A 24157-nucleotide genomic window follows, 5' to 3' on the forward strand; every position below is an offset into this window, starting at 1 on the left:
CGCCCCGGGGTCCGGGCCGGCTCGCGGCACTGTCCCGAGACGGTCAGGTGGGCCCGGAACGGTCCGGTGGGGCGGCGAGCCGGTCCTAGGATTGACGCATGTCACGGGGGACGGGCACCGACGCCACGGTGGACGAATGGCAGGCCCGGCTGATCGGTCTCAGTCATAGCCTGCACGCCGAGCCGGAGGTGGCGTTCGCCGAGCACGCCTCGGCGGCGAAACTGGCCGCCCTGATGCGTGCGGCCGGTTTCACTGTCGACGAGGGCGTGTGTGAGCTGCCGACCGCGTTGACAGCCACCTATGGCGAGGGCGATCTGACGGTCGGGGTGTGCGCGGAGTACGACGCTCTGCCCGGAATCGGTCACGGGTGCGGCCACAACATCATCGGCGCGGCGGCGGCCGGCGCGGCGATCGCGCTACGGGCCGTCGCCGACCGGTACGGGTTCCGCGTCAAACTGCTCGGCACGCCCGCCGAGGAGAGCGGCGGCGGCAAGCAGCTGATGCTCGATCGCGGCGCCTTCGACGATGTCACCGTGGCGATGATGGCCCACCCCGGCCCGGCCGTCGACACCGCCGGAGCGGGGGACAGCACCCAGGCGTGTACCCGGTTCGAGGTGGTCTTCGAGGGCCGCCCGGCGCATGCGGCCGGCGCGCCGTGGGACGGGGTGAACGCGGCCGACGCGGCGGTGATCGCGCAGGTGGCGATCGGCCTGCTGCGCCAGCAGACGCCGGCCGGTCACCGGATCGCCGGGTTCGTCCGCTCCGGCGGGCAGAGGACCAACATCATTCCGGAGCGGAGCGTCCTGGAGTACGAGGTCCGCACCCCCGACTCCGGGCGACTCGACGTGCTGCGGCGGCGGGTCCACGCCTGTTTCGAGGCGGGAGCGCTGGCCACCGGCGCGACGGTCCACTTCCGGCGCACCGAGCCGGACTATCTGAACCTGCGCAACGACGCCTGGCTGATCGACACCTGGGCCGGCCACCTGCCGGCGTTCGGCCGGTCGGCGACGCCGCTGCCGGGCGGGATCACGGCGGCCTCGACCGACATGGGCAATGTCAGTCATGTGATGCCGTCGATTCACCCGATGATCGGGCTGCGCGGCGTGACCGCGATGCCCCACACGCACGAGTTCGCCGCGCAGGCCGTCAGCCCGGCCGGTGACGAGGCGCTGCTGCACGCGGCCAAGCTGCTCGCTCGCACCGCCGTCGCGTTGGCCTCCGACGCCGAACGCCGCGACGTCTACGTCGTCCACCACCGCAAGCGCGGCCCGTCCTGACCACCTCCGGCGCGGCGTGCGGACCCGCCGGCCACGCTCGGGGCGGGCAGGAAGTCGGCGAAGGCGCGATGCGGGACCCAGCCCTGGGCGCGGGCGCGGCTGATGTCGAGGACGACCGGGCTGGTGAGCTGCTGGACGGCGTACCGGGAAAGCACCGGCTGCCGGCGGGTGAGACGCGGGGGCCCCGGGGCCCGCGCGGCCCGCCCCGACCAGGGGGATCGGCAGATGGGCGACCGGTACGCCGCAGGCCGCCTCCACCACCGCGTCGCGCCGGTAGGCGGCCGCGTCGGCGATGTTGTAGGCGCCGGACGGCCAGTGCGCCGCCGCCAGGCAGGCATCGGCCAGGTTCTCCACCGCGGTCAGGCTGAGTGATATGTCCGGTCCGGGGAGCAGCGCCCGCCCACCGCGCACCACCCGCCGCAACCTCGGCAGCAGATGCGGATCACCCGGCCCGTAGACAGCCCGCGGACGCAGGACCACCGCGCCCGCGCCGAGCGCGAGCCGCTCGCCGGCCGCCTTCGTGCGCCCGTAGGCCGTCCGGCCACCCAGCGGATGGTCCTCGCTGATCGGTTCCGGACCGGGCGCGTAGACGCTGGCGCTGCTCACCCACACGACCGGCCGGCCCCCGGCGGACGCGAGTAGGCGGGCGGCGCCGTCCACGTTCACCGCCCGGAAAGCGGTCTCGGACGCGCGGCCCGGCGGCGGGTCACCGACGGCCGCCGCGAGATGCAGCACGATGTCGGTGCCGGTCAGATCCGGCGGGGTACGGGTGGCATCCCAGTACCGGTGCTCCCCGACCGGTCCGGGGCGCCGGCCCAGACAGATCACCCGGGCGCCGGCTCCGGCGGCGGCCCGTGCCACCGCACCTCCACAGAAGCCGCTGGCCCCGGTCACGGCGATACGGGCGGGCGGCATCGGGCGATCCTCCCATCCCGGAGCCGGGGCTCGGCGCCGGGTTCACCACGGTTCGCCCTGGTGAGCCGCTGCCGGACGGGCCGGATGCGTCCGCCTCGGGTCCGGCGGCCTCCCGGGCGCGTCTCTCGACGGTTTCGCGTATTCCTGCCGCGTATCGGCCCGCCGGCGCGGGGCCTCGGTCAGGCCCGCCGGTCCGGGCCTCGATCAGACGGTGGGTGTCACGATCAAGGACGCCCAGCTCGGGAGGGCGCTGTGCCGGTCGACGCGGGCGGCGCGGACGACCGGACGGTACGGGGCGAGGGCCGCCAGCGCATCGGTGAGCTGGGCCCGGGCCAGGCGTGCGCCCGGACAGGCGTGCGGGCCGGCCCCGAAGACCAACTGCGCGACCTGCGGGGCGACCGGGTCCGTGGGGGACGGGTCACGGTCGTGGGCGCCGACGGCGTGCCGGGCGATCAGGATGAGACGGTCGCCCCGCCGCACCGGGCGTCCGGCGATCGTGCCCGCGGCGGCGGCGACCCGGGGCAGCAGCGGCGTCGGGGCGGTGACGCGGAGCAGTTCGCTGGTCAGGGCCTCGGGGTGGGTTTCGGCGTACCCCCAGAGATCGGCGTCGGCGCACCACGCCGCGGCGCGCGGCAGGCCGGCGACGGTCGTGTTGATCGCGGCCACCGCCAGCATGGCCGCCAGCCCGGTGCCGTCGGCCGCGTCGCCGTGGGCGGCGTGGCTGGGTGAGCCGCTGGAAAGAGCCGGGCCGGGTGAGCCACCGGGTGCGGCGGGGCTGGGCGGGCCGCTGGAGAGAGCCGGGCCGGGTGGACCGCCGCGAGTGAGAAGGGCGTTCAGGCCGGCGGCCGCGAGGCGGGCGTCCCGGCGGCGGCCGGGCAACGAGGGGCCGGGAAGATGTTCGCGCGCTCCGGCCGCGGCGGCCGAACGGGCCGCGGCAGCGAGCTCGCGGGGGTCGACATCGAGCCCGAGCAGGGCGGCGGCGGTCGCGCCGGAGAGTTCGGCGGCCACGTCGACCAGGTCGATCGGGTGGCCGGAGGCGAGCGGGGCCAACCGGCGGCCGAGCACCCCGGTCCAGATCGGGCGGAGGCGGGCGACACCGTCCGCGCCGAGCGATTCGGCCAGGCCACGGCGGGAGCCTCGATGGTCGTCGCCCTCCTGGTCGAAGAGGAGGCCGCCGCCGGCCAGCCGGCCCGCCGCGCCGCCGGTGGTGCCGTCGGCGGTCCGGTCCAGCGGGATCCGGGTGAGGCCGTCGGTGAACGCGTCGCGGGAGTGCGCGATGACGGTCGCGCCGAGCCGGACGGCCGGAACGCGGCGCGTCGCGGCGAGCAGGGCGAACAGCACCGGATGACTCCGCAGGTAGACCAGCCGGTCCCGGCGGCGTGCCCGCTCCTGCGACATCTCGGTGGCCCGGGCCCGCGTTCTCACCGGTCGACTCTCGCACCCCCGCCCGGAGCACCCGCCATCGGCTCCGCCCGGGGTGCGGTCGCGGGTCGTGGGCGGCCCGGCGTCGGCCGCGTGCGGAGCGGGGCAGCGGGGGCCATGTGCGCCCGGCATCGGCGCCGTGGCGCCGGATCGCGCCCGCATGTCACCCGAGGCGCTGACCGCGGCCCGCCGGCCGGCGAGCTGGTCAGCGGACGTGGACCTGCGGGGAGGTGGGCGGACGGTACCGGCGGTCCCAGTACCACATGAGGGTCCGGCGGGCGCCCCACGCGCGGAGCCGGCGCAGGCTGGCCTCCACCACCACGTCCTCGGCGCGGATGATGCGGTCGGTGCACCGGCGGGCGCGGTTGAGCAGCGTCACGTCCTCGGAACCGTCTTCGAGGGCCTCGCGGGCGGTTCCGCCGCAGCGGCGGTAGAGGTCGGCGGTCAGGGCCAGGTTGTGTCCGTGCACCAGGACGAACGGGGTGCGGAACTCGGCGGCGCGATGCTTCTTCCGGTAACGGCCGTAGAGGGCCGCCAGCCGCACGGCGGCCGGAAAGACGTTCGCCTCGGCCCAGGACGGTCGCTCGTCGCGGCGCGGCACGCTGCGGCCGCAGACCATCTCACCGCCGGCGTCGAGGTACGCCCGGAGTGTCGCCACCCAGTTCGCGGCGGGCAGGCAGTCGGCGTCCGTGCGGGCCAGCAGCGTGGCCCCGGTCGCGATCGCGTGCCGGAAGCCGGTGTCGGCGGCGGTGCCGGCCCCGGGTTCGGTCTCGGTCACCACCTCGACCGGGAAGGGCGCCGTGGCCGCGAACCGCCGGACCAGCCCGGCGGTGCCGTCGGTGGACGCGTTGTCGACGACGACCAGCCGGAACGCGTGGTCGGTCTGGGCGGCCAGCGCGGCCAGCGTGCCACCGATCGAGGCCGCCTCGTTGTAGGCCGGCACCACGACCGCGAGTCCGCTCAGCACGGCGCCTCCCGCAGGGGCGGCGTGGACCGGCGGAAGCCGCAGTGGGCCGCCGGTACGGTCGTCAGACCCTGGGCAGGGCGGGACGGTCCCGGTTCGGCGTGGACGGTCACGTGCGTACCCCGAAAGGTCTTCTCTGGCGGGGGATGCCGGAGGCGAGGGAGGCCGCCGCCGGCCGGTCGGGTTTGCGGGATCGGCCGGCGAGCGGAATCGGGGCGAACATGACGCGGTCGGGGCGGGCCGTGCCCATTCGGCGCAGCGGCTCGCGGAGGGCGTTCTCGACGGCGGTCCGGTCGGCGCCGGGGGTGGTCTCGATCAAGGCGACCATGTGTTCGTCGCCGTCGCCGGCGGGGACGCCGACCAGGACGGCGAGCGCTACGCCGGGCACGTGCAGGGACGGCTCGTAGAGGCCGGGATAGATGTTCTCGGCCTTCCGCAGGATCATGTCCTTGCAGCGGCCGGCGAGGACGACGCGGCCTCCGCCGCCGTGCGACGCGGCCGGGCCGGCGGGGGAGAGGTCCGGGAGGGTGGCGAGGTCGCCGGTGGCGACCCATTCGTGCGGTTCGGCCCCCAGATAGCGGTCGCAGACGCCGGCTCCGGCGAGCAGAAGCTGGCCCGATTCGTCCAGCCGGGCGCGTACCCCCGGCAGCAGCATCCCCACCAGGTCGCCGTCTCCGGTGAAGGCGGCCTTGTCGCGGGATTCGACGGCGGCGGCGGGGAAGACCTCGGTGAGGGCGTAGACACCCCAGGCCTCGTCGGCGCCGGCCGCGCGGACCCGGTCGAGCAGGTGCGCCGAGACGGGCGCGGAGCCGCTGTAGACCCGTCCGCGCAACGGCACCCCGGCGTCCAGAGCGGCCCGCAGTTGCGGCGGCGTCAGATAGGTGGCCTGCGGGCGCAACCCGGTGACCTGGCGGGCGAGCGCGCGGGGCCGGCGGTCGGGCGCCGCGACGGGCGCGCCGGCGGCCAGCGACGGGACCGTCACGAAGAACGTGCCGCCCAGGACGGGTACGCCCGCGAACGGCCGGACCAGGTCGGCGACCGCCCGGAACCCGGTGGCGAGGCCGGCCCGGGTGTGCACGACGGCGCGCGGGCTGCTGGTGGTCCCGGAGGTGAAGATGATCACCGCGTCGCCGTCGCCGTCGAACGCGGGCGGAACCGGGCCGGACGGCAGCGCGAGGGCGGCCGCGTTGCCGGGCAGCCGCCGGCCGACGGTGACCGTGGGCGCCATCGTCGCGAAGTCGGGCAGCGCCAGCCCGGCCCGGCGAGCCAGCGGAGCGGCCCATCCGGCGACCGCCTGTGCGGCCGCGTCGGCGACGATCAGGGCCGGCCGGGCCAGGGAGAGCCGGGCGATGAGCACGTCCGGGCCGGCAGTCGGGTCGAGCAGGGCGACCCGGATGCCCTGGCGGTAGGCGGCGAGCACCATGGCCAGTGCCCGCGGACCGGGCCGGATCGCCAGCCCGAGCGTGTCGCCGCCCCGCAGGCCGCGGGCGTGCAGGGCGGTCGCGTAGCGGTCGCGGAGGGCGGCGAGGTGACCGCGGGTGACGGTCCGCCGACCGCTGAGCAGGGCTGGGGCGTCGTCGCCGGTCCGCAGACCGTGGCTCAGCTCGTCGAGCAAGGGGCTCCTGTCATCGGGGGTCGGGGGTCAGGGGGCCGCTGCCACGGTCGAGGTACCAGCGGGCGGTCCGCAGCACCCCGTACGCGCGCAGCCGCCGGGTCGAGTTCTCCACCACCATCGACCGGCTCCGGGTGATCGATGAGGTCGTCCGCCGAACGCGATTGAGAAACAACCGATCCGTCGGCGAGGGCTGCCGGGGCATGCCGCCGCAAGCCTCGTAGAGCGCCGCCGTGATCGCCATGTTGTTGCCGGCGTGCATCCGGTACGGCGCCAGGTACCCGCTGCCGCGGTGCTCCGGCCGCACCCGCCCGAAGGCCGTGGCCAGCGCCACCAGCAGCGCGAACGCCGCGCGTCCGGCCGGTCCGTGCTCGTCGCGCCGCGCGGTGATCCGCCCGCACGCCATGTCCGCGCCGCCGGACAGGGCGGCCCGTGCCGCCACCACCCAGCCGGGCCGGGGCAGGCAGTCCGCGTCGGTTCGCGCGATCATGGTGGCGCCCGCCGCGATGGCGTGCCGGAACCCGGTGTCGACCGCGCAGCCGACCCCCTTCTCGGTCTCGGTGAGCACCCGCACCGGGAACGGCGCGCCCGCGGTGAACGCCTCGACCGCGGCGACGGTGCTGTCGGTCGAGGCGTTGTCCACCACGAGCAGGGTGAACGCCGTGTCGGTCTGTGCGGCCAGGGCGTGCAGGGTGGCGCTGATCCGGGTGGCCTCGTTGTAGGCGGGGACGACGACCCAGAGCTCCGTCACGACCGCTCCCACACCATGGTCATCATGCTGACGCCGCCGCCGAGCCCGACGAGGAGAACGCGGTCCCCGGCCGCCAGGCCCGGAAATATCCGATCGAGTTGCACCCCGAGTGTCGCGCTCGCCATGTTCCCCAGCGACGTGACGGTGATCTCCAGCTTGTCCCGTGGGACCCCGGTCACCTCGATGAACCGTTCCAGGTACGGCAACGTCACCTGGTGCACCAGAACGCGGGCGTAATCGGTGAACTCCAGGCCCGTCCGCGAACGGACCCGGTCCAGGATGCTCCCGCCGATCTTCTCGAACACACCCCGCAACCGGTGCCCGTCCCCGGTGAAGTAGCTGTGCTCGTCGCCCCGCGGATGCCGCGAGCCGCCGCCCGGGATCCCGCCGACCGTCCAGTGCTCGGAGAACGTCTCCGTGTCGATGTCGAGGATGCCGCCCCGGGACACCGGCTCGACCACCACGGCCGCCCCGGCGTCGCCGAACGTGTAACCCGCGAACGCCTGCCGCATCTCGGCCATCCCCGACACGCGCGGACGCATCACCCGGCTCGGCGTCTCGCCGGTGACGACCAGAGCGCGCCGCGCCCGCCCCGCCATGATCATCGAGCGGGCCAGGTCGATGCCGTTGACGAAACTGTTGCAGGCGTTGGTGACGTCCATGGCGTGGGCCCGGCTGCCGAGGCCGTCCTGCAGGATGTGCGCGGTGGCCGGCTCGACCATGTCCCGGCTGGCCGAGGCGAAGAGCAGCAGGTCGATATCGAGCGGATCGAGTTCCGCCGTGGCGAGCGCGGCGCGGGCGGCGTGCAGGCCGAGCGTCGAGGCGTACTCGTCGCCGGCCGCGATCCGCCGCCGCTCGATGCCGGTGAGCCGGGCGAGCAGGCCGCGGGGCAACTCGCCGATCCGCTCCTGCAACGCGGCCGTGGTGACCTCGTGCTCCGGCAGATGGGCGCCGACCCCGGTGATTCCGACCCGCACTGTCCCCCCACTGGCTCTCGGCGCCCCTCAGCATGACGGTCCAGTGTCCGACAGCACGACCGTGCCGGAACAGCTTTTCCTGCTGGGGAAACCTGGGCACCATGATCACACCGGCGCCTTCGGCGAGAAAGCCCTTCACCGCCCACGACCCGCTGCGCGAGATCGCCGGGGTGGTCCCCGCCGAGAAGATCATCAACGGGTACGGGCGACCCCGCCCCCACCGAACCGGGACCGTCCCGCCGGCTCCCCGCGACGCCCGGCCCGCTCACGGCCCCGGCGCGTCTCTCGGGCGGAGTCCCCCATCACCGGCCACGCGCTCCCGCCGGCTGTCAGTGCTGATATCAGCACTGACAGCCGGCCGAGGTCAGGCGGCGGGGCTGAAGGAGGCGAGGACCACGGTGAAACGGGCCAGTTCGGTGGGCCAGGCCTCACGGGTGGCGCGCCACTCGATCATGTATGTCCGGCCACCGCTGCTGGTCAGCCGGCGCAGCGCGTGCATGGGCGTGCCGTCGGGATCCTCGAACGTGTACTCCCAGACGGCCGCGGACGGCTCCGGCAGCGTCTCCATCCGCAGCCGCCGGTAACCGGCCAGATCGGACTCCGTCTCGGCGGCTCTCAGCGCGGCCAGCACGTCGCCGGGTGGCTCGGCCAGCGGCGTGATGCCGAGCACCGCCCGGTGTTTCCGGCCGCTGAACGTCACGCCGTCCGGCGACGGCGACGGTTTGACCTGCCGCCAGCCGGCCGGGACCGCCACCCGGTAGCCGCCCGGGCCGGTGCGCCAGGTGTAGCCGTCCGGCGGCGCCGGCACCCGCGGGGGCGCGATGCTGGGGCGGATGGCCGGAACGGTCACCGGCGAGCCGGGGGCGGCGCCCATCGCGCCTGGTCGGGTCACGCCCTCGGCCGTGGCGGCGACCGCCGAGAGCGTGGCGGCGACCGCGACCGCCGCCACGACCACCGGGATCCGCCGCAGCGCCACCGCCCGGGGCCGGCGCCGCCCCGCCTCGACGATGCCGCGCAGGTGCGTTTCCACCTCGGCCGCCGTGATGCGGTCCGCCGGGTCGCGCCGCAGCAGCCCGGCGAGCACCGGCAGGAGCGGGCCGGCCCGTTGTGGCGGCTCCGGCCGGGCCTCACCGACCGCCTGCAGGACCTCGGCGGTGGTGGCCCGCCGGAACGGTGACCGGCCCTCGACCGCGTAGTAGAGGGTCGCCCCGAGCGACCACAGGTCGGACCGCGCGTCGGAGACGTGCTCGAAGACCCGCTCGGGGGCGATGTACTTGGGGGAGCCGAGGATGACGCCGGCGTCGGCGAGGGTCCGCACCCCGGCCGGGGTCACCGCGAGGCCGAAGTCGGTGAGCACCGCCCGGCCACGCGCGGCGATCAGCACGTTGCCGGGTTTCACGTCGAGGTGCAGCACGCCGGCGTGCCCGGCCGCCTCCAGCGCGGACAGCACCGCGAGGCCGATCACCGCGGCCCGGGCCGGTGAGACCGGTCCCGACTCCTCGACGATCCGGTGCAGCGAGCGGGCCGCGAGATGCTCCATGATCAGCCACGGTCCGTCCCGTGAGGGCAGCACGTCGAGGGTGCGGATCACGTTGGGGTGGCGGACCCGGGACGCGGCGGCGGCCTCGGGCAGCGCCCAGTCGCGGACCAGCTCGTGCTGACCGGGCGACAGGCCCCGGGGGATCGTGCAGTGTTTCGCCACCACGTGCGCCGGACGGGACCCGGCGAGATCGGTGGTCTCGTCGAAGGCCAGCCAGACTCGGCTCATCTGACCGGAGGGCAGCGGGCGGATCAGGCGGTATCGCCCCCCGATTACCTCTCCTGCGACGGCCATGCCCTCACCTCGGATCACTACGCTGTTTACGCTGGTCAGTCCACTCACGACGCTACCCCGAGCAGGCCACCGCGATGGGGGTGACGTAACTCTCGGCGACCGCCTGACTATCCACTGTGACCAGCGCGGTGTCCATCTTTCGGGTGCCACGCGGAAATCCGATGCCGGTGTTTACCCGCGATCCGAGTGATGGGGCGAAGCGGGCAACACGTCCCGAACGGATGCCGCCCGCCGCGCGGCCTGACGCCACCGCCGCGCTGACATCATGACGCCGCCCCGGCGGGCGTGGCTGAGGCTGTCCGGAACACGACGGAGGCCGCCGTCACTGCCCGGCGGCCTCAGGTCGTGTGCGAAAAGGGCGGAGCGGCGCCGCGATCCACCGCGGACCGGTGATGAGCGGGCACACGGAAAGGGACCACCGAATCCGGTGGTCCCTTTCCGTGTCGTTCCGCGGTGATCTATCGCAAGGGCACGTCCAGGTACGATCCGCCGCCCACGGTGACGGAGTCGCCCGGCTTGTTCTCGTCGTAGTAGAGCGGGTCCACGGTGTCCACCACCAGGGTCAGCGAGTGCCCGGCCGGCAGGTCGTAGTTCGCCGCCGGCATCCGCACGTCGACGCTGCGGGCTCCGGCCGGGCCGTTGAGCCAGGACACCGGGGCGTGGGTGATCAGCTTGGCGTTGCCGATGACGTCCAGGTCGTAGAGGTAGGCGACCACGGTGCCCTCGGCCGCGGTGCCGGACAGCTCCAGGTGCAGCTTCGGGATGCCACGGATGCGCTGCGCCGACGAGGGCCGCTCGGCCGCCCAGACGCCGGCCCTCCCGCGGTCCACGAACGGCAGCCAGATCCGCGGCTGCATGCCGGTGATCGCCGCGGCCCCGTTGGTGATCAGCGTGATGCCGCCGTTCGCGACGGTGTCGGCGTCGGTGGGCAGCTTCTTGGTCCAGCCGGAGCTGACCGCGCCGCCGAGCAGGCCGGTCCCGTCCAGGCCGCGGATCTTGCCGAGGCCGTACCGCCGGGTCGTCGAGGTTTGCGCCGCCCAGGTGGGCCAGCTCTCGGCGGAGGCGTTCAGCGGCTTGAGGCGGACCGGGTTCGCGGGGGTCGTGCCGGTGCCGGCCAGGTGCTGGTCGAGCCAGGCGTACAGGCTGGTCCACACCTCGTTCGGCAGCCCGAGCACGCCGGTCAATTCGGCGATCGCGTGGTCGCCGGGCCGCAGTTCGAGCCGCTTCGGGGTGGTCAGGCCGGCGTAGAAGTCGACCATCTGGTTGGGCGGGAAGAACGTGTCACCCCAGCCGTTGGCGATCAGCACCGCCGGGTTGTTCGCGTTGATCGCGTCGAGATAGGTCGCCGCCGAACGGGCCTTCGCCCAGGTCATCACCTGGGCGACGTCCCGGCCGGCGTTGAAGTCGGCCATCCGGTCGGTCAGGTCGGCGCTCGGCCTGCCGACGATCTGCGCGGCCAGTTCCAGCAGGCCGGAGGACTGGCGGTGCCGGGTCGAGTCGGCGTAGAGCGAGTAGACCAGGTCGGTCCAGCCGCTCATCACCCCGACCGCGCGGATCCGGCTGTCGTGGGCGGCGCCGAGCAGGCTGATGCCGGCGCCGTAGGAGACGCCGGCCGCCCCGATCCGTGCCGGATCCGCGGCCGTGTTCGCGATCGTCCAGTCGATCACCCTGCTCAGGTCGGCCATGTCCTTCGGCCCGGCGGTGTCGATCTCGCCGCCGGACAGCCACCATCCGCGCGGAGTGTAGGAGACGACGACGTACCCGCGCCCGGCCAGGATCTTGGCCTGGGCCACGTACTCCAGGTCGTTGAGGCCCCAGCTGGCCGGCAGGATCACGGTGGGATGGCGGCCGGCCGCCGAGGGCGCGATGACGTTGGCCTTGAGGACGACTCCGCCGTCGCCGGTGATGTCGACGGCCTTGAACCCGGTGGTGGCGCCGGCCGCGTGGGCCGGCGAGGTGAACGTGAGGGTCGTCGCCGTCAGGACGACGGCGGCGAACAGGGTGAGCCAACGGCGAAGCGCCATCAACACTCCTCGATGCAGGGGAGCGAACGTGGCGGCAGCCTAGGAATCGGTTCCGAGAATTTGAAGGTGGTGACATTCTCGTTACCAGCGGGTAACGTAACTCGCCGGTAGCAAGGGGGTGTGCAGGTTGCTCTACGGAACCCCGACCGCACGTCGACGTGATGCCCAGCGCAACCGCGCGGCCATCCTCGAGGCCGCCAGCGAGGTGCTGGCGCTGGGCGACACGGTGGCCCTGATGCCCGAGATCGCCCGTCGCGCCAGCGTCGGCCAGGCCACCCTCTACCGCCACTTCCCCGACCGGGCCGCCCTCGTCGCGGCCGTCCTCAACTATCAGCTGGAGATCCTGGAAGCCCGGGTCGCCGGCCACGCCGAGCACCCGGAGGGGTTCCGCGAGCTGCTGCGCGAGGTGCTGCACTTCCAGATCGAGCTGCGCGGCCTGGTCAAGCTGGTGCGCCGGTTCGACGCCACCCAGCAGGAGCGTTACCGGCAACGGGTGATCACGGCCTTCGTCGCCCCGCTGCGCCAGGCCCGCGAGCACGGGTACGTCCGCGCCGACCTGGTCCCCGAAGACCTCTCCCTGCTCTTCACGATGGTCCAGGGCGTCGCCGAGGCGACCGACGACGTGGCGGCCGCCCGCGCGGCCGCCGACCGCTCCGTGGACCTCGTACTCGAAGGCGTCTTCCTGTCGCCGGGCTTGAGCAACGGCCTCAGTAGTCCTGACGCGAACGCGCGTAGGTCCTGATCTCGCTGGGAATCCTGTCAGCGATCCCCGGTAGCCTGGGACCTTCGTCCCTTCGTGAAGGAGTTGATGTCCGCCGTGGGCGGATACGGCTGGCAAGTTGTCCTTGTTGCGGTATTGGTGCTGCTCAACGCGGCGTTCTCGGGAAGCGAGATGGCTCTCATCTCGCTCCGGGAGAGCCAGTTGCAGCGTCTCGAGCGGCAGTCCCGCACCGGAAGGACCCTCGCCAAGCTGGCGCGGGACCCGAACCGGTTCCTGGCCACCATTCAGATCGGCATCACCCTGGCGGGTTTCCTCGCCTCGGCGGCCGCGGCCGTGTCGCTGGCACAGCCGCTGATCAAACCCCTCGGCTTCCTCGGCGACGCCGCGGAACCGATCTCGATCGTCCTCGTCACCATCGTCCTGACCTTCTTCACCCTGGTCGTCGGCGAGTTGGCGCCCAAGCGGGTCGCCATGCAGCGGGCCGAGGGCTGGGCCATGCTGGTGGCCCGCCCCCTCGACGTCCTGGCCACCATGTCGCGGCCGGTGATCTGGCTGCTCGGCAAGTCCACCGACCTGGTCGTGCGCCTCACCGGCGGTGATCCCGACGCCGGCCGGGAGGAGGTCAGCACCGAGGAGATCCGCGACATGGTCGCCGCCCAGCAGGACATCACCGCCGAGCAGCGCACCATCATCAGCGGCGCCTTCGAGATCGCCGACCGCATCCTGCGGGAGATCCTCATCCCCCGCCGTGACGTGCTGATCCTCCCGGCGGACCTGCCCGCCGCCGAGGCCCTCGCCCGGCTGGTCAAGGTCGGTCACTCGCGGGCGCCGGTCACCGGCCCGATGGGTCTCGACGACGTCCTGGGCGTGGTGCACCTGCGCGACCTGATCACCGCCGACGGCCTGGTCCGCGACCACATGTTCACCCCGCTGTTCCTCCCCGAGACGTTGAAGGTCTCCGACGCCATGCGCCAGTTGCGCGTCCAGCGCCAGCAGTTCGCCATGGTGGTCGACGAGCGCGGCGCCATCGACGGCATCGTCACCATGGAGGACCTCGTCGAGGAGATCGTCGGCGAGATCTACGACGAGAGCGACCGGGACGTGCAGTCGGTGATCCACGAGGCCGACGGGGTGATGCTGCTGCCCGGCACGTTCCCGATCCACGACCTGCCGGACATCGGCGTCGACATCGAGGAGATCGACGCCGGCGACTACACGACGGTGGCGGGCCTGGTGCTGGCCCGCCTCGGCCACATCCCGACGGTCCCCGGTGAGACGGTGTCCGTCGACGGCCACACCGCCGAGGTCGTCGAGATCACCGGCCGGGCGATCACCAAGCTGCGGCTGCGGCCCCTGCCCAGCAGCCCCGACGAGGCGGACCCCAACGACTAGTCGTGACATTGACCGTGATCTTGGTGTGCTGGCCACCCGAATCGGTGGCTGACGCATCAAGATCGCGGATGAGCGGGGGTTACCGTGACGGTGCGGAGGTTGGCAGCGGCACGCTTGTACGATGCCCCGGTGGTTCGAGATCTCTTGGGTGACGACCGGCACGGCGCGGCTGCGGGGCAGCCGGCCGGTGAATCCGTGCCTCAGCGGCCCTCCGGTGAAGCCGAGGCGGAGCGGGCCGGGTCGCGGGAGACGGCTGCCAAGACCGGGCCTGATCTGATCCTGTGGCTGCACCGCGCGCTGACGATCGCCGCCGTCATGGGCCTGATCGTGAACACCCGCAGCTTCTGGAACGCGCACGTCCTGGTCCGTCCCGGGCTGGCGCTGGTGATCACCGGCGCCTATCTGGCGATGCTGATCGCGGCGGTGATCGGCCTCTGCGCGAGCCGGCACCGGACGCTGGCGCGGCTGGACGTCGGGGTGCTGGCCACCGCGATCGTGATCAAGATGGTGGCGGCGTGGCCGGGAGTCAGCGGCGCCAAGAAGCTGACCGTCGACGAGGGCATGCTGATGAACGCGGCGGCCCGCGGTCTGGCGAAGGGGCGTAACCCGTACACGTCGCAGTGGCCGAACATCGACCCCGGGCTGCCGACGCAGCTGATGGACGGCCGGACGGTCTTCGACTTCGGCTATCCGCCGCTGGGTGTGGAGATCGGCGCGGTGGTGCAGCGGATCTTCCCGTCGCTGGTGGGGATCGTGCTGGTGGCGTGGCTGGCGCTGCTGGCGACGGTGCTGTTCGTGTTCTTCGTGGCGCCGCAGCCGTTGCGGCCGATCGCCACGCTCGGGGTGCTCGGGCTGGGGACGTTCACGGCGTACGCCGACAACGCGTACCCGTCGGTGATCGCCCTGCCGTTCCTCTGTCTCGCGTTGTGGAGTTGGCCCTCGATCGGCCGGGGTGGCCGGCTCGGGCGCGGCGGGGTCGGCCGCGCGGTGGCGCTGGGCGCCGCCTGTTCGATTCACCAGCTCGGGTGGTTCCTGGCGTTGTTCCTGGTGGTGGGCCTGGTCGTGCTGCGGCTGCGGGAGCTGTCGCTGCGGGCCACGTTCCTGCTGCTGCTCCGGTACGGCTCGACCGCGCTGGCGGTGTTCGTGCTGGTCAGCGTGCCGTTCATCGTGAAGTCGCCGCAGGCCTGGCTGACCGGGGTGTTCGAGCCGCTGCTGCAGCACGCGGTCCCGCACGGACAGGGCCTGATGGGCATCACCCACTACGTGATCGGCGGCAGTGGAGCGCTGGACCTGTACGGCCGGGCGACCATCGCCCTACTGGCCGCTCTGCTGGTCACGTTCGCGTTCCACCTGCGTTCGATCGGCCCGGCGATCGCGGTCCTGCCCTGGATGATCTTCATGGTGTCGACGCGCTCGCAGGACGGGTACTGGCTGCTGACCATGCCGCTGTGGCTGGTCGCGCTGGTCACCACGTCGCGGGCGGACTTCGCCGGCGCGTACCGGTTCCCGCTGAGCAGCCGCGTCCTGAAAGCGGCCACCGTGGCCGTGTTCCTGCCGGCCGCGGTGTGTTTCGTGGTCGCCGCCGCCACCCCGCAGCCGTTGCGGTTCACCGTCACCTCGCCGGTCGTGCGGGGGGAGGTCCTCAGCGCGCTCACGGTCGAGGTGACGAACCGGTCGGACGAGCCGGTGACACCGCACTTCTCGGTGGTCACGGGCGTCACGATCGCCGAGTTCTGGCAGGTGCGGACCGGCCCGGCGACTCTTCCGGCGGGCGCCACCGCGACCTTCACGCTGGTCCCGAAGGCCCCGGACGACGAGGACGAGCCCTTCAAGATTCCGAAGTCCGAGCCCGCCTTCCTGCGCGCGGTGTCCGACGGGCCACAGACCCTCAGCAGCGTGCGGCTCACCGGCTGAGCGGGCGTGGCACGCGGCGAACTACGGATCTACCTGGGTGCGGCGCCCGGGGTCGGTAAGACGTACGCGATGCTCGAAGAGGCGCACCGGCGTGCCGGGCGCGGCACCGACGTGGTGGTCGGCCTGGTGGAGACGCACGGTCGCCCGCACACCGCCGCGATGGTCGGCGGCCTGGAGGTGCTGCCGCGCCGCGAGTCAGCGGCCGAGATGGACCTGGACGCGCTGCTGGCGCGCCGTCCCGAGGTCGCCGTGGTGGACGAGCTGGCGCACCGCAACGCGCCGGGCGGCGCGCACACTCGGCGATGGCAGGACGTCGCCGCACTGCTGGACGCCGGGATCAGCGTGCTGACCACGGTGGACGTCCACCATCTGGAGTCGCTGACCGACGTGGTCACGCGGATCACCGGGGTCGCGCAGTCCGAGACCGTGCCCGACGTGGTGGTGCGCGGCGCGGAGCAGGTCGAGCTGGTCGACATGACGCCGGAGGCGCTGCGGCGGCGGATGGCGCACGGCAACGTCTACCCGCCGGAGCGGATCGACGCGGCGCTCGGGAACTGGTTCCGGGCCGGAAACCTGGCGGCGCTGCGCGAGCTGGCGCTGCTGTGGCTCGCCGGCCAGGTCGAGGAGCGGCTGGACCGGTACCGCGCCGACCACGGCATCGACACCGTGTGGGAGACCCGGGAGCGGGTTCTGGTCGCCCTGTCCGGCGGGCCGGAGGGGGAGACGCTGATCCGCCGGGCCGCCCGGATCGCCGCGCGCGGCGCCGCCGACCTGATGGCGGTGCACGTCACCGACGGGGCCGACCCGGCCGGGCTGGCGCGGCAGCGGCTGCTGGTGGAGAGCCTGGGCGGAACGTTCCACCTGGTGTCCGGCGCGGATGTGGCCAGGGCGCTGCTGGACTTCGCCCGTGCCGCCAACGTGACCCAGGTCGTGCTCGGGTTCTCCCGCCGGGGACGGACGCGGCGGCGGGTCAGCGCCGCGGCCGGCGGCATCGACGTGCACCTGGTCACGTTCGAGCAGGCGGAGAACGGGCCGCGGCGCAAGCGGATGCCGGCGGCGTTGTCCCGGGCCCGCCGTTTCAGTGGACTGGCGGTCGCCCTGGTGGCGTTGCCGCTGCTCACCGGGGTGCTGCTGGCGCTGCCCGACCCGCCGCTGATCAACGACATCCTGCTCTTCCTGGTCGTGGTGGTCGGGGTGGCGCTGATCGGCGGGCTGTGGCCGGCGCTGTTCGCGGCGGTCTCCGCGTCGCTGCTGCTCAACTGGTTCTTCACACCGCCGTACGGCCGGTTCGCGATCGCGCAGGGCCACAACCTGCTGGCTCTGGCGATCTTCGTGCTGGTGGCGGTCGCGGTGAGCTGGGTGGTCGACACCGCGGCCCGGCGCACCCGGCAGGCGGTGCAGGCGTCGGCCGAGGCGCAGACCCTGGCCACGGTGGCCGGCGGGGTGCTGCGCGGCCAGCGGCCCCTGCTAGCCCTGCTGGACCGGCTGCGCGAGACGTTCGGCCTGGTGTCGGTCGCGCTGCTGGAGGCCGGGACGGTCGTGGCCGAGGTGGGGGAGCCGGGGCTGGGGCCCGCGGACGCGGACGTCACCGTCGCCGCCGGCGGGGACGTGACGGTGCTGCTCGCCGGCCGTACCCTCGAAGCCTCTGATCGCCGGGTGGTGGAGGCGTTCGCCGCGCAGGCGGCGGTCGCCTTGCGGCAGGAACGTCTGGCCGCCGAGGCGGCCACCGCGAAGCCTCTCGCCGAGGCGAACCGGTTGCGCACCGCCCTGCTCGCCGCCGTCAGCCACGATCTGCGTACGCCGCTCGCGTCCGCCAAGGCCGCGGTGGCGAGCCTGCGCAGCCCGGAGGTGCGGTTCGGCGAGCAGGATCGGGCGGAGTTGCTGGCCACCGCCGACGAGTCGCTGGACCGGCTGGGCCGCCTGGTGGCGAACCTGCTCGACATGAGCCGCCTGCAGGCCGGGGCGCTCGGCGTCGCCGCGATCGACGTCGGCGCCGAGGACGTCGTGCCCATGGCCCTGGAGGAGCTGGGGCCGGCGGCCCGGCAGGTGGCCGTGCGCGTCCCCGACGACCTGCCGGTGCTGCACGCCGACCCGGGCCTGCTGGAACGGGTGCTGGTCAATCTGATCGGCAACGCGCTGCGCTTCAGCCCGCCCGGCCGCCCGCCGATGGTCACCGGCAGCAGTCACGGCGACGTCGTCGAGCTGCGTGTGATCGATCACGGTCCGGGGATCCCGGCCTCCCGGTGGGAGGATGTGTTCCTGCCGTTTCAGCGGCTCGGCGACCGCGACAACCACAACGGTGTGGGGCTGGGCCTGGCGCTGTCCCGCGGCCTCACCGAGGCGATGGGCGGCACGCTCACCCCTGACGAGACTCCTGGAGGCGGCCTAACCATGATCCTCGCGCTCCCCACAGGCGCCGCCGGATGACCCGCGTCGTGACGGTGGCGTCTCGCGAGCCGCTTCCCACGGGCGGCGCCGGATGACCCGTGTCCTGGTGGTCGACGACGAGCCGCAGATCCTGCGGGCGTTGCGGATCAATCTCAAGGCCCGGGGGTACGACGTGGACACCGCTCCCGACGGCGCCGGCGCTCTGCGCGCCGCCGCCGGCGCCCATCCCGACCTGGTCGTGCTCGATCTGGGGCTGCCCGACATGGAGGGCGCCGAGGTGATCGCCGGCCTGCGCGGCTGGACCGCGGTCCCGATCATCGTGCTGTCCGGGCGGGACGGCAGCGCCGACAAGGTGGGGGCGCTGGACGCCGGCGCGGACGACTACGTCACGAAGCCGTTCGGGGTGGACGAGCTCCTGGCGCGGATCCGGGCGGTCACCCGCCGGGGCCGGCCGGCCGAGGAGGTGGCCCCGGTCGTCACGATCGGGAGGTTCAGCGTGGACCTGACCGAGCGTTCGGTCTCCGACGGCGTGCGGCTCACCCCGACCGAGTGGCAGCTCCTGGAACACCTGCTGCGCCGCCCCGGCCGGCTGATCACCCAGCGTGAGCTGCTGCAGGACGTGTGGGGCCCGCAGTACCGCACCGAGACCAATTACCTGCGGCAGTACATGGCACGTCTGCGCCGCAAGCTGGAGACCGATCCGGCCCGGCCCCGGCATCTGCTCACCGAGCCCGGCATGGGATACCGGTTCCGCCCATGATCGCGGAATTGACGGGTAGTCGGCCCTCCATGCGGCTCGGTGTGCTCGACGTGGGCTCCAACACGGTCAATCTGGTGGTCGCCGAGGCCGGCTCGGGACTGCCGTTGCCGGTCCACACGTGGGAGCGGCGTCCCCGGCTCGCGCACCGGCTGCCGGCCGACGGGACGATCGGGCCGGACGCCCTCAAGCGCATGATCACCGCGGTGGACGAGGCGGTCGCGGAGTCCCGGCGGGCCGGGGTGAACCGGATGTTCGCCTACACCACCGCGGTGGTCCGGGACGCGCCGAACCGCGAGGACGTCCTCACCGAGGTCGAGAAGGCCACCGGGTTACGGCTGGGCACGCTCAGCGGGATCGAGGACGCCCGGATGACGTTCCTGGCGGCGCGGCGCTGGCTGGGCTGGCAGGCCGGCCCGATGCTGATGGTCGACATCGGCGGTGGCTGCCTGGAGGTGGCGTTCGGCCGTGATCGGCTGCCCGAGTCGGCGGTGTCGCTGCCGCTCGGCGCCGGCCGGCTCACCCGGGAGTTCCTGGCCGACGGCGATCCGCCCTCCCCGCGTGCCGTCCGGCGACTGCGGCGGCACGTGCGGGAACAGTTCGCCGAGGTGGCCGCCCGCACGTCCTGGGAGTCCCCGCGCACCTCGGTGGCCGCGTCCAAGACCTTCCAGCAACTGGCCCGCCTCACCGGCGCCCCGCCGCTCCGGCTCGGCCCGTTCGTCCCGCGCGTGCTGCGCGCCTCGGCGCTGCGGCCGTGGATGAAGCGGCTGGCCGCGATGCCCAGTCCGAAACGGTCCGCGCTGCCCGGCGTCTCACCGCACCGGGCCCGGCAGATCCTGGCCGGCTCCATCGTCGCGTACGAGGTGATGCGCCGCCTCAGCGTCGACTCGCTGATCATCTGCCCGTGGGGCCTGCGGGAGGGCATCCTGCTGCGCGAGCTGGAGTCTCAGCAGCCGCCCCTGGTCAACGCCGCCTGGGTGCCCTGGAACTGACGGCTCACTGCGCCAGGAAACACGCCGATAGGGCTGTTGTCCGGATCCGCCTAGGCGAAGGAGACACAGCGTGCGGTTGTTCGGTTCCCGGGCGGCGAGCCCCGACGTGGCACGGCCGATCCCACGGGACGTGGAAGCGCTGGAACAGCTGGTTCTCGCCCTCGACGCCGCCACCGACGAGGACAGCGCCTGGCGTATCACGGTGGAGAGCACGGTCCGGTTCTACTCCTTCGGGTACGGCGCCGTCTGGGTGCCGGACGGGCCCGGCCGGCTGCGGATGCTGCACGAGGTCGGGCCGCTCGTCCCGCAGATGCGGGGAACCGCCGACTCCGAGCTGGTGACGCGGGCCTTCCGCAGCCGGGCCGCGGTCTTCGACGAGGATCCGGCCGGCGCTTCCGGCTGCCGGCGGTGGCAGGCCGCGGCCCGGGCCGGGATGTCGGCCGCGGTCATCCTGCCGGACACCAAGGGCGCCGACGTGCTCGCCGTCTTCGAGTACTACTCGCCGACCCCGGTCCATGCCGACACCGCGCGCAAGGAGAAGTTCGCGGCCATCATCCGGATCGCCGAGCGGGCCCGGTCCAGCGCGGTCGCCGCCGCCGAGCTGCGCCAGATCGCCAGCGACCGGGAGGCGGTGACCTCGGTGGTGAGCCGGGTCGGCGCGGCGTCGGACAGCCAGACCACGATCCGGGCCGCCCTGGACGCGGTACGGACCGCGTTCGGCTGGGCGTACGGGTCGTACTGGGAGGTCGACCCGGCGGCCGGGGTGCTGAAGTTCCAGCTGGAGTCCGGGTCGGCCGGCGACGAGTTCCGCCGGGTGACCCTGGCCGCCACCTTCGCCGAGGGCGTCGGGCTGTCCGGCCGTGCCTGGCGGGCCCGGGACCTGGTGTTCGTCCGGGAGCTGGCGGAGCTCACCGACTGCGTGCGGGCGCCGGCGGCACAGCGGGCCGGGGTGCGCTCCGGCGTCTGCTTCCCGATCATGAGCGGGGACCGGGTCGTCGGCACCATGGACTTCTTCACCACCGAGCACATCGAGCTCTCCGAGTCCCGGGCGACGGCGCTGCGCAACGTGCAGCAACTGGTCTCGCAGCGGCTCGACGTGGTGCGCGTCTCGGAGCGGGCCGCCGCCAACGCCCGTGACCTGCTGGACACCGTCCAGCGGTTGCGCAGCGCCAGCGACGACGCCACCTCGGTGGCCGAGCAGGCGGTGACCCGGGCGTCGGCGATGACGGCCGAGGTGGCCGCGCTGGGCCAGGCGTCCACCGCGATCGGGGACGTCCTCAAGATCATTTCATCGATCGCGGAGCAGACGAACCTGCTCGCCCTCAACGCCACCATCGAGGCGGCCCGAGCCGGTGAGTCCGGCAAGGGCTTCGCCGTGGTCGCCGGCGAGGTCAAGGAACTGGCCCGGGAGACCGCCGAGGCCACCCAAAAGGTCGCCGAGCAGATCGCCGGGATCCAGGCCAGCGCCGAGACGGTGGCCAGCGGCATCCACACCACGAGCGAGACGATCGGGAAGATGGACGCCGTCCAGGCGCGGATGAACGACGTTCTCGCCGAGCAGGCCGAGATGGCACACGCCCTGCAGGGATGACCCCTTCCGATCGAACATTCGTCCTAGACTCCCCAGGGTGACGCGAAGCACACCATGATGCGTCTATGGGTTCGTCTGCTTGTCGGGACCGTCTCGGCGCCGCCGGGACCACTCTGGCGACCGGGCGGACAAGGCCTGGAGAGGAGTGGAACGTGAGTGGTGTTCGATTGCTGGTCGGTACCCGTAAGGGACTGTTCATCCTGACCTCGGATGCTCGGCGCGAGGATTGGAAGGTGGACGGCCCGCACTTCGGCGGATGGGAGATCTACCACGCGAACGGATCGCCGGTCGATCCCGGCCGGATCTATGTGTCGCAGTCCGGCGGCTGGTTCGGCCAGCTGATCCAGCGCTCCGACGACGGCGGCGCCACCTGGAACCAGGTCGACAGTGACTTCACCTACAACGGGGACGTCGGGGACCACCTCTGGTACGACGGCACGTCCCGTCCCTGGGAGTTCAAGCGGATCTGGCACCTGGAGCCGTCGCGGACCGAAGCGGACGTGGTCTACGCCGGTGCCGAGGACGCGGCGCTCTACAAGAGCACCGACGGCGGCCAGAAATGGGAGGAGCTGACCGGGCTGCGCACCCATGCGTCGGCCCCGAAGTGGCAGCCCGGAGCCGGTGGCATGTGCCTGCACACCATCCTGCTCGACCCGGTGAACCCGGACCGGATCTTCGTGGCGATCTCCGCGGCCGGCGCCTTCCGCACCGACGACGGCGGTGTCACCTGGCAGCCCATCAACCGCGGCCTGCAGAGCGAGGGCATCCCCGACCCGGACGCCGAGGTCGGGCACTGCGTGCACCGGCTCGCCATGCACCCGTCCCGGCCGGAGACGCTGTTCATGCAGAAGCACTGGGACGTGATGCGGACCGACGACGCCGGTGCCAACTGGCGGGAGGTCAGCGGCAACCTGCCGACCGACTTCGGCTTCCCGATCGCGGTGCACGCCCACGAACCGGAGACGATCTATGTCGTCCCGATCACCAGCGACTACCTGCACTACGTGATGGACGGCAAGCTGCGCGTCTACCGCAGCCGGACCGGCGGCCAGGAGTGGGAGCCGCTGACCACCGGCCTGCCGCAGGAGAACTGCTACGTCAACGTGCTGCGTGACGCCATGGCCGTGGACACCCTCGACGAGTGCGGCATCTACTTCGGCACCAGCGGAGGCCAGGTCTACGGCTCGGCCGACAGTGGCGACACGTGGCGGGCGATCGTCCGCGACCTGCCGCCGGTCTGTTCCGTCGAAGTGCAGGTGCTGCCGTGATCCGCGTGGTGCTGCCCCCGCACCTGCGCAACCTGGCGCACGTCTCCGGGGAGGTGCGGGTCGAGGTCAGCGGCGAGGTGACCCAGCGCCGGGTCCTCGACGCGGTGGAGGAGCGTTTCCCGATGCTGCTCGGGACCATGCGGGACCGGGCCACCGGGAAGCGGCGCCCGCTGGTCCGCTTCTTCGCCTGCGAGGAGGACCTCTCCAACGATCCGCCGGACACCCCGCTGCCGGACCGTGTGGTCAAGGGCGAGGAGCCGTTCCTGATCGTCGGGGCGATGGCCGGCGGCTGAGCGCCCTCAGTCGAGCGCCGGCATGTGGACCGCGAAGGCGGCCGGGCTCAGCCCGGCCGCCGCGGATCCGTTCGGTTACTCAGAGGGGCCAGGGGTGGTGCCACGGTCCGACGAGCGGGTGGTGGACCACCGGCACGACCGGCCGGACCACCGGCACGACCGGCCGGACCACCGGCACGACCGGCCGGACCGGTGCCACGAGCTGCACCGGCGTGGCCACCGGCACCGCCAGGACGTCGGTGCATTCGTCCACCACGGGCGGGCAGCCCGGGTGCTCGGCGACCGGCTGCTCGGCGACCGGCTGCTCGGCGACCGGCTGCTCGGCGACCGGCTGTTCGGCGACTGGCTGTTCGGCGACTGGCTGTTCGGCGACCGGCTGCTCGGCGACCGGGTCGTCGGCCAGCGCCTTGATCTTGTTGTGGTGCTTGTTCGGCTTGTTCGGCTTGTTCGGCTTGGCCTTGTCGTGCGCCTTGGCGGGCTTCTCCGACAGGGCGCCGCCGGCCGGCTCCTTGACGCCGGGCGCGGGCACCATGTCGATGGGGGGCGGCTTCTCGCCAGCCGGTTCCTCGACAACGGGCGCCTCGTTGCCGGCCGGCTCCTTCATGCCCGGCGCCGGAGCCATCGGCTCGTCGGGCTGACCCTGGGGAGGGTTGTGGTCGAAGCCCGGCTGGGTGATGAGGACCGGCCTCTGGATGACCAGGACGTAGGGCAGGGCGACCCTCTGCGGCCGGTAGTCGCAGTCGTAGTCGTCGTCCCAGAGAACCAGCGACGCCGCGTACGACGTGCAGTCGTCGGGCGAACCGTAGTAGCCGAGGATGTGGCCGGGCGGTACCCAGGTCGGCCCCGCCAGGGCCGGCGTGGACCCGAACGCGGCACCGGCTACCAGCCCGGCGCAGGCGGTGATCAATCCCCGTGTTGCTCTTCGCATGTCGGACCTTTCCGAAAAGTCGTGCCTGTCCCGCATAGCTGAGCACGGTGTCCGGAAGGCGGGGCGAGGTTCACAAAACTGTGTCCACTCGGATGGTGCCCGGCCCCGAAGGGTCACCCGGCTGTGGCAGGAGTGAC

The 24157-nt window shown here is 73.2% G+C and carries 19 protein-coding genes and 1 pseudogene; 10 read left to right on the forward strand and 10 right to left on the reverse strand.

Annotation, left to right across the window (positions count from 1 at the left end; translation table 11 throughout):
• Window positions 1–98 precede the first annotated feature (98 nt).
• Window positions 99–1277 carry a M20 family metallopeptidase gene (locus QLQ12_RS28175; RefSeq protein ID WP_282763561.1) on the forward strand — a complete coding sequence of 393 codons (1179 nt, stop codon included), beginning with the start codon at window positions 99–101 and terminating at the stop codon, window positions 1275–1277.
• Here the strand turns inward: QLQ12_RS28175 and QLQ12_RS28180 are convergent.
• The 9 genes and pseudogenes from QLQ12_RS28180 to QLQ12_RS28220 form a co-directional block, all read right to left on the reverse strand.
• Complete coding sequence (locus tag QLQ12_RS28180) at window positions 1241–1432, reverse strand: hypothetical protein (protein WP_282763562.1); 192 nt, start codon at window positions 1430–1432, stop codon at window positions 1241–1243. The two genes, QLQ12_RS28175 and QLQ12_RS28180, sit on opposite strands and share 37 nt — an antisense overlap.
• A gap of 193 nt (window positions 1433–1625) precedes the next feature.
• Window positions 1626–2192 (reverse strand): annotated as a pseudogene (locus QLQ12_RS28185) (NAD-dependent epimerase/dehydratase family protein); the annotation flags it as partial.
• Window positions 2193–2396: 204 nt separating this feature from the next.
• Window positions 2397–3617: a cytochrome P450 family protein gene (locus tag QLQ12_RS28190; protein WP_282763563.1), complete on the reverse strand. Its 1221-nt coding sequence runs from the start codon at window positions 3615–3617 to the stop codon at window positions 2397–2399.
• Window positions 3618–3819: 202 nt separating this feature from the next.
• A complete protein-coding gene (locus QLQ12_RS28195; protein WP_282763564.1) occupies window positions 3820–4581 on the reverse strand; it encodes a glycosyltransferase family 2 protein in 762 nt (253 codons plus the stop codon).
• A gap of 106 nt (window positions 4582–4687) precedes the next feature.
• Window positions 4688–6193 (reverse strand): AMP-binding protein, encoded by a 1506-nt coding sequence (locus tag QLQ12_RS28200; RefSeq protein ID WP_282763565.1) that lies wholly within the window; start codon window positions 6191–6193, stop codon window positions 4688–4690.
• A 10-nt stretch (window positions 6194–6203) separates the two neighbouring features.
• Window positions 6204–6941 carry a glycosyltransferase family 2 protein gene (locus QLQ12_RS28205; RefSeq protein WP_282763566.1) on the reverse strand — a complete coding sequence of 246 codons (738 nt, stop codon included), beginning with the start codon at window positions 6939–6941 and terminating at the stop codon, window positions 6204–6206.
• Window positions 6938–7918, reverse strand: coding sequence for a 3-oxoacyl-ACP synthase III family protein (locus QLQ12_RS28210; RefSeq protein WP_282763567.1), 981 nt, complete (start codon window positions 7916–7918; stop codon window positions 6938–6940). The genes QLQ12_RS28205 and QLQ12_RS28210 overlap by 4 nt, the downstream gene beginning before the upstream one ends.
• A 364-nt stretch (window positions 7919–8282) precedes the next feature.
• On the reverse strand, window positions 8283–9686 hold the full coding sequence (locus QLQ12_RS28215) for a serine/threonine-protein kinase (RefSeq protein ID WP_282763568.1): 1404 nt from the start codon (window positions 9684–9686) through the stop codon (window positions 8283–8285).
• 524 nt (window positions 9687–10210) lie between these two features.
• Window positions 10211–11776 (reverse strand): CocE/NonD family hydrolase, encoded by a 1566-nt coding sequence (locus tag QLQ12_RS28220; protein ID WP_282763569.1) that lies wholly within the window; start codon window positions 11774–11776, stop codon window positions 10211–10213.
• Window positions 11777–11903: 127 nt separating this feature from the next.
• On the opposite strand from QLQ12_RS28220, the gene QLQ12_RS28225 reads away from it, so the two are divergent.
• From QLQ12_RS28225 to QLQ12_RS28265, 9 genes are all read left to right on the forward strand, one after another.
• The gene (locus QLQ12_RS28225; protein ID WP_282763571.1) at window positions 11904–12518 is read left to right on the forward strand and encodes a TetR/AcrR family transcriptional regulator; all 615 of its coding nucleotides are present in this window, start codon (window positions 11904–11906) and stop codon (window positions 12516–12518) included.
• A gap of 66 nt (window positions 12519–12584) precedes the next feature.
• Window positions 12585–13889 carry a hemolysin family protein gene (locus QLQ12_RS28230; protein ID WP_282763572.1) on the forward strand — a complete coding sequence of 435 codons (1305 nt, stop codon included), beginning with the start codon at window positions 12585–12587 and terminating at the stop codon, window positions 13887–13889.
• Between the two features lie 129 nt (window positions 13890–14018).
• Window positions 14019–15803 carry a hypothetical protein gene (locus QLQ12_RS28235; protein WP_282763573.1) on the forward strand — a complete coding sequence of 595 codons (1785 nt, stop codon included), beginning with the start codon at window positions 14019–14021 and terminating at the stop codon, window positions 15801–15803.
• 6 nt (window positions 15804–15809) lie between these two features.
• Window positions 15810–18230, forward strand: coding sequence for a DUF4118 domain-containing protein (locus tag QLQ12_RS28240; RefSeq protein WP_282763574.1), 2421 nt, complete (start codon window positions 15810–15812; stop codon window positions 18228–18230).
• 52 nt (window positions 18231–18282) lie between these two features.
• Window positions 18283–18951 carry a response regulator gene (locus QLQ12_RS28245; protein WP_282763575.1) on the forward strand — a complete coding sequence of 223 codons (669 nt, stop codon included), beginning with the start codon at window positions 18283–18285 and terminating at the stop codon, window positions 18949–18951.
• Between the two features lie 8 nt (window positions 18952–18959).
• Window positions 18960–19940, forward strand: coding sequence for a Ppx/GppA phosphatase family protein (locus QLQ12_RS28250; protein WP_282763576.1), 981 nt, complete (start codon window positions 18960–18962; stop codon window positions 19938–19940).
• Between the two features lie 70 nt (window positions 19941–20010).
• On the forward strand, window positions 20011–21531 hold the full coding sequence (locus QLQ12_RS28255; RefSeq protein ID WP_282763578.1) for a methyl-accepting chemotaxis protein: 1521 nt from the start codon (window positions 20011–20013) through the stop codon (window positions 21529–21531).
• A gap of 152 nt (window positions 21532–21683) precedes the next feature.
• Window positions 21684–22799 (forward strand): WD40/YVTN/BNR-like repeat-containing protein, encoded by a 1116-nt coding sequence (locus QLQ12_RS28260; RefSeq protein WP_282763579.1) that lies wholly within the window; start codon window positions 21684–21686, stop codon window positions 22797–22799.
• Window positions 22796–23092: a MoaD/ThiS family protein gene (locus QLQ12_RS28265; protein ID WP_282763580.1), complete on the forward strand. Its 297-nt coding sequence runs from the start codon at window positions 22796–22798 to the stop codon at window positions 23090–23092. The genes QLQ12_RS28260 and QLQ12_RS28265 overlap by 4 nt, the downstream gene beginning before the upstream one ends.
• A gap of 79 nt (window positions 23093–23171) precedes the next feature.
• On the opposite strand, the gene QLQ12_RS28270 is transcribed toward QLQ12_RS28265, so the two are convergent.
• Window positions 23172–24020 (reverse strand): hypothetical protein, encoded by an 849-nt coding sequence (locus QLQ12_RS28270; RefSeq protein ID WP_282763582.1) that lies wholly within the window; start codon window positions 24018–24020, stop codon window positions 23172–23174.
• Window positions 24021–24157 lie beyond the last annotated feature (137 nt).

This window comes from Actinoplanes sandaracinus (genome assembly GCF_030009775.1).
Lineage (GTDB): Bacteria > Actinomycetota > Actinomycetes > Mycobacteriales > Micromonosporaceae > Actinoplanes > Actinoplanes sandaracinus.

What these genes read in the sequence shown, in the direction of transcription:
- QLQ12_RS28175 (WP_282763561.1), top strand. Translation starts at nt 99, where the DNA reads ATGTCACGGGGGACGGGCACCGACGCCACGGTGGACGAATGGCAGGCC.
- QLQ12_RS28215 (WP_282763568.1), bottom strand. Translation starts at nt 9,686, where the DNA reads ATGAGCCGAGTCTGGCTGGCCTTCGACGAGACCACCGATCTCGCCGGG.
- QLQ12_RS28220 (WP_282763569.1), bottom strand. Translation starts at nt 11,776, where the DNA reads ATGGCGCTTCGCCGTTGGCTCACCCTGTTCGCCGCCGTCGTCCTGACG.
- QLQ12_RS28230 (WP_282763572.1), top strand. Translation starts at nt 12,585, where the DNA reads ATGTCCGCCGTGGGCGGATACGGCTGGCAAGTTGTCCTTGTTGCGGTA.
- QLQ12_RS28245 (WP_282763575.1), top strand. Translation starts at nt 18,283, where the DNA reads ATGACCCGTGTCCTGGTGGTCGACGACGAGCCGCAGATCCTGCGGGCG.
- QLQ12_RS28270 (WP_282763582.1), bottom strand. Translation starts at nt 24,020, where the DNA reads ATGCGAAGAGCAACACGGGGATTGATCACCGCCTGCGCCGGGCTGGTA.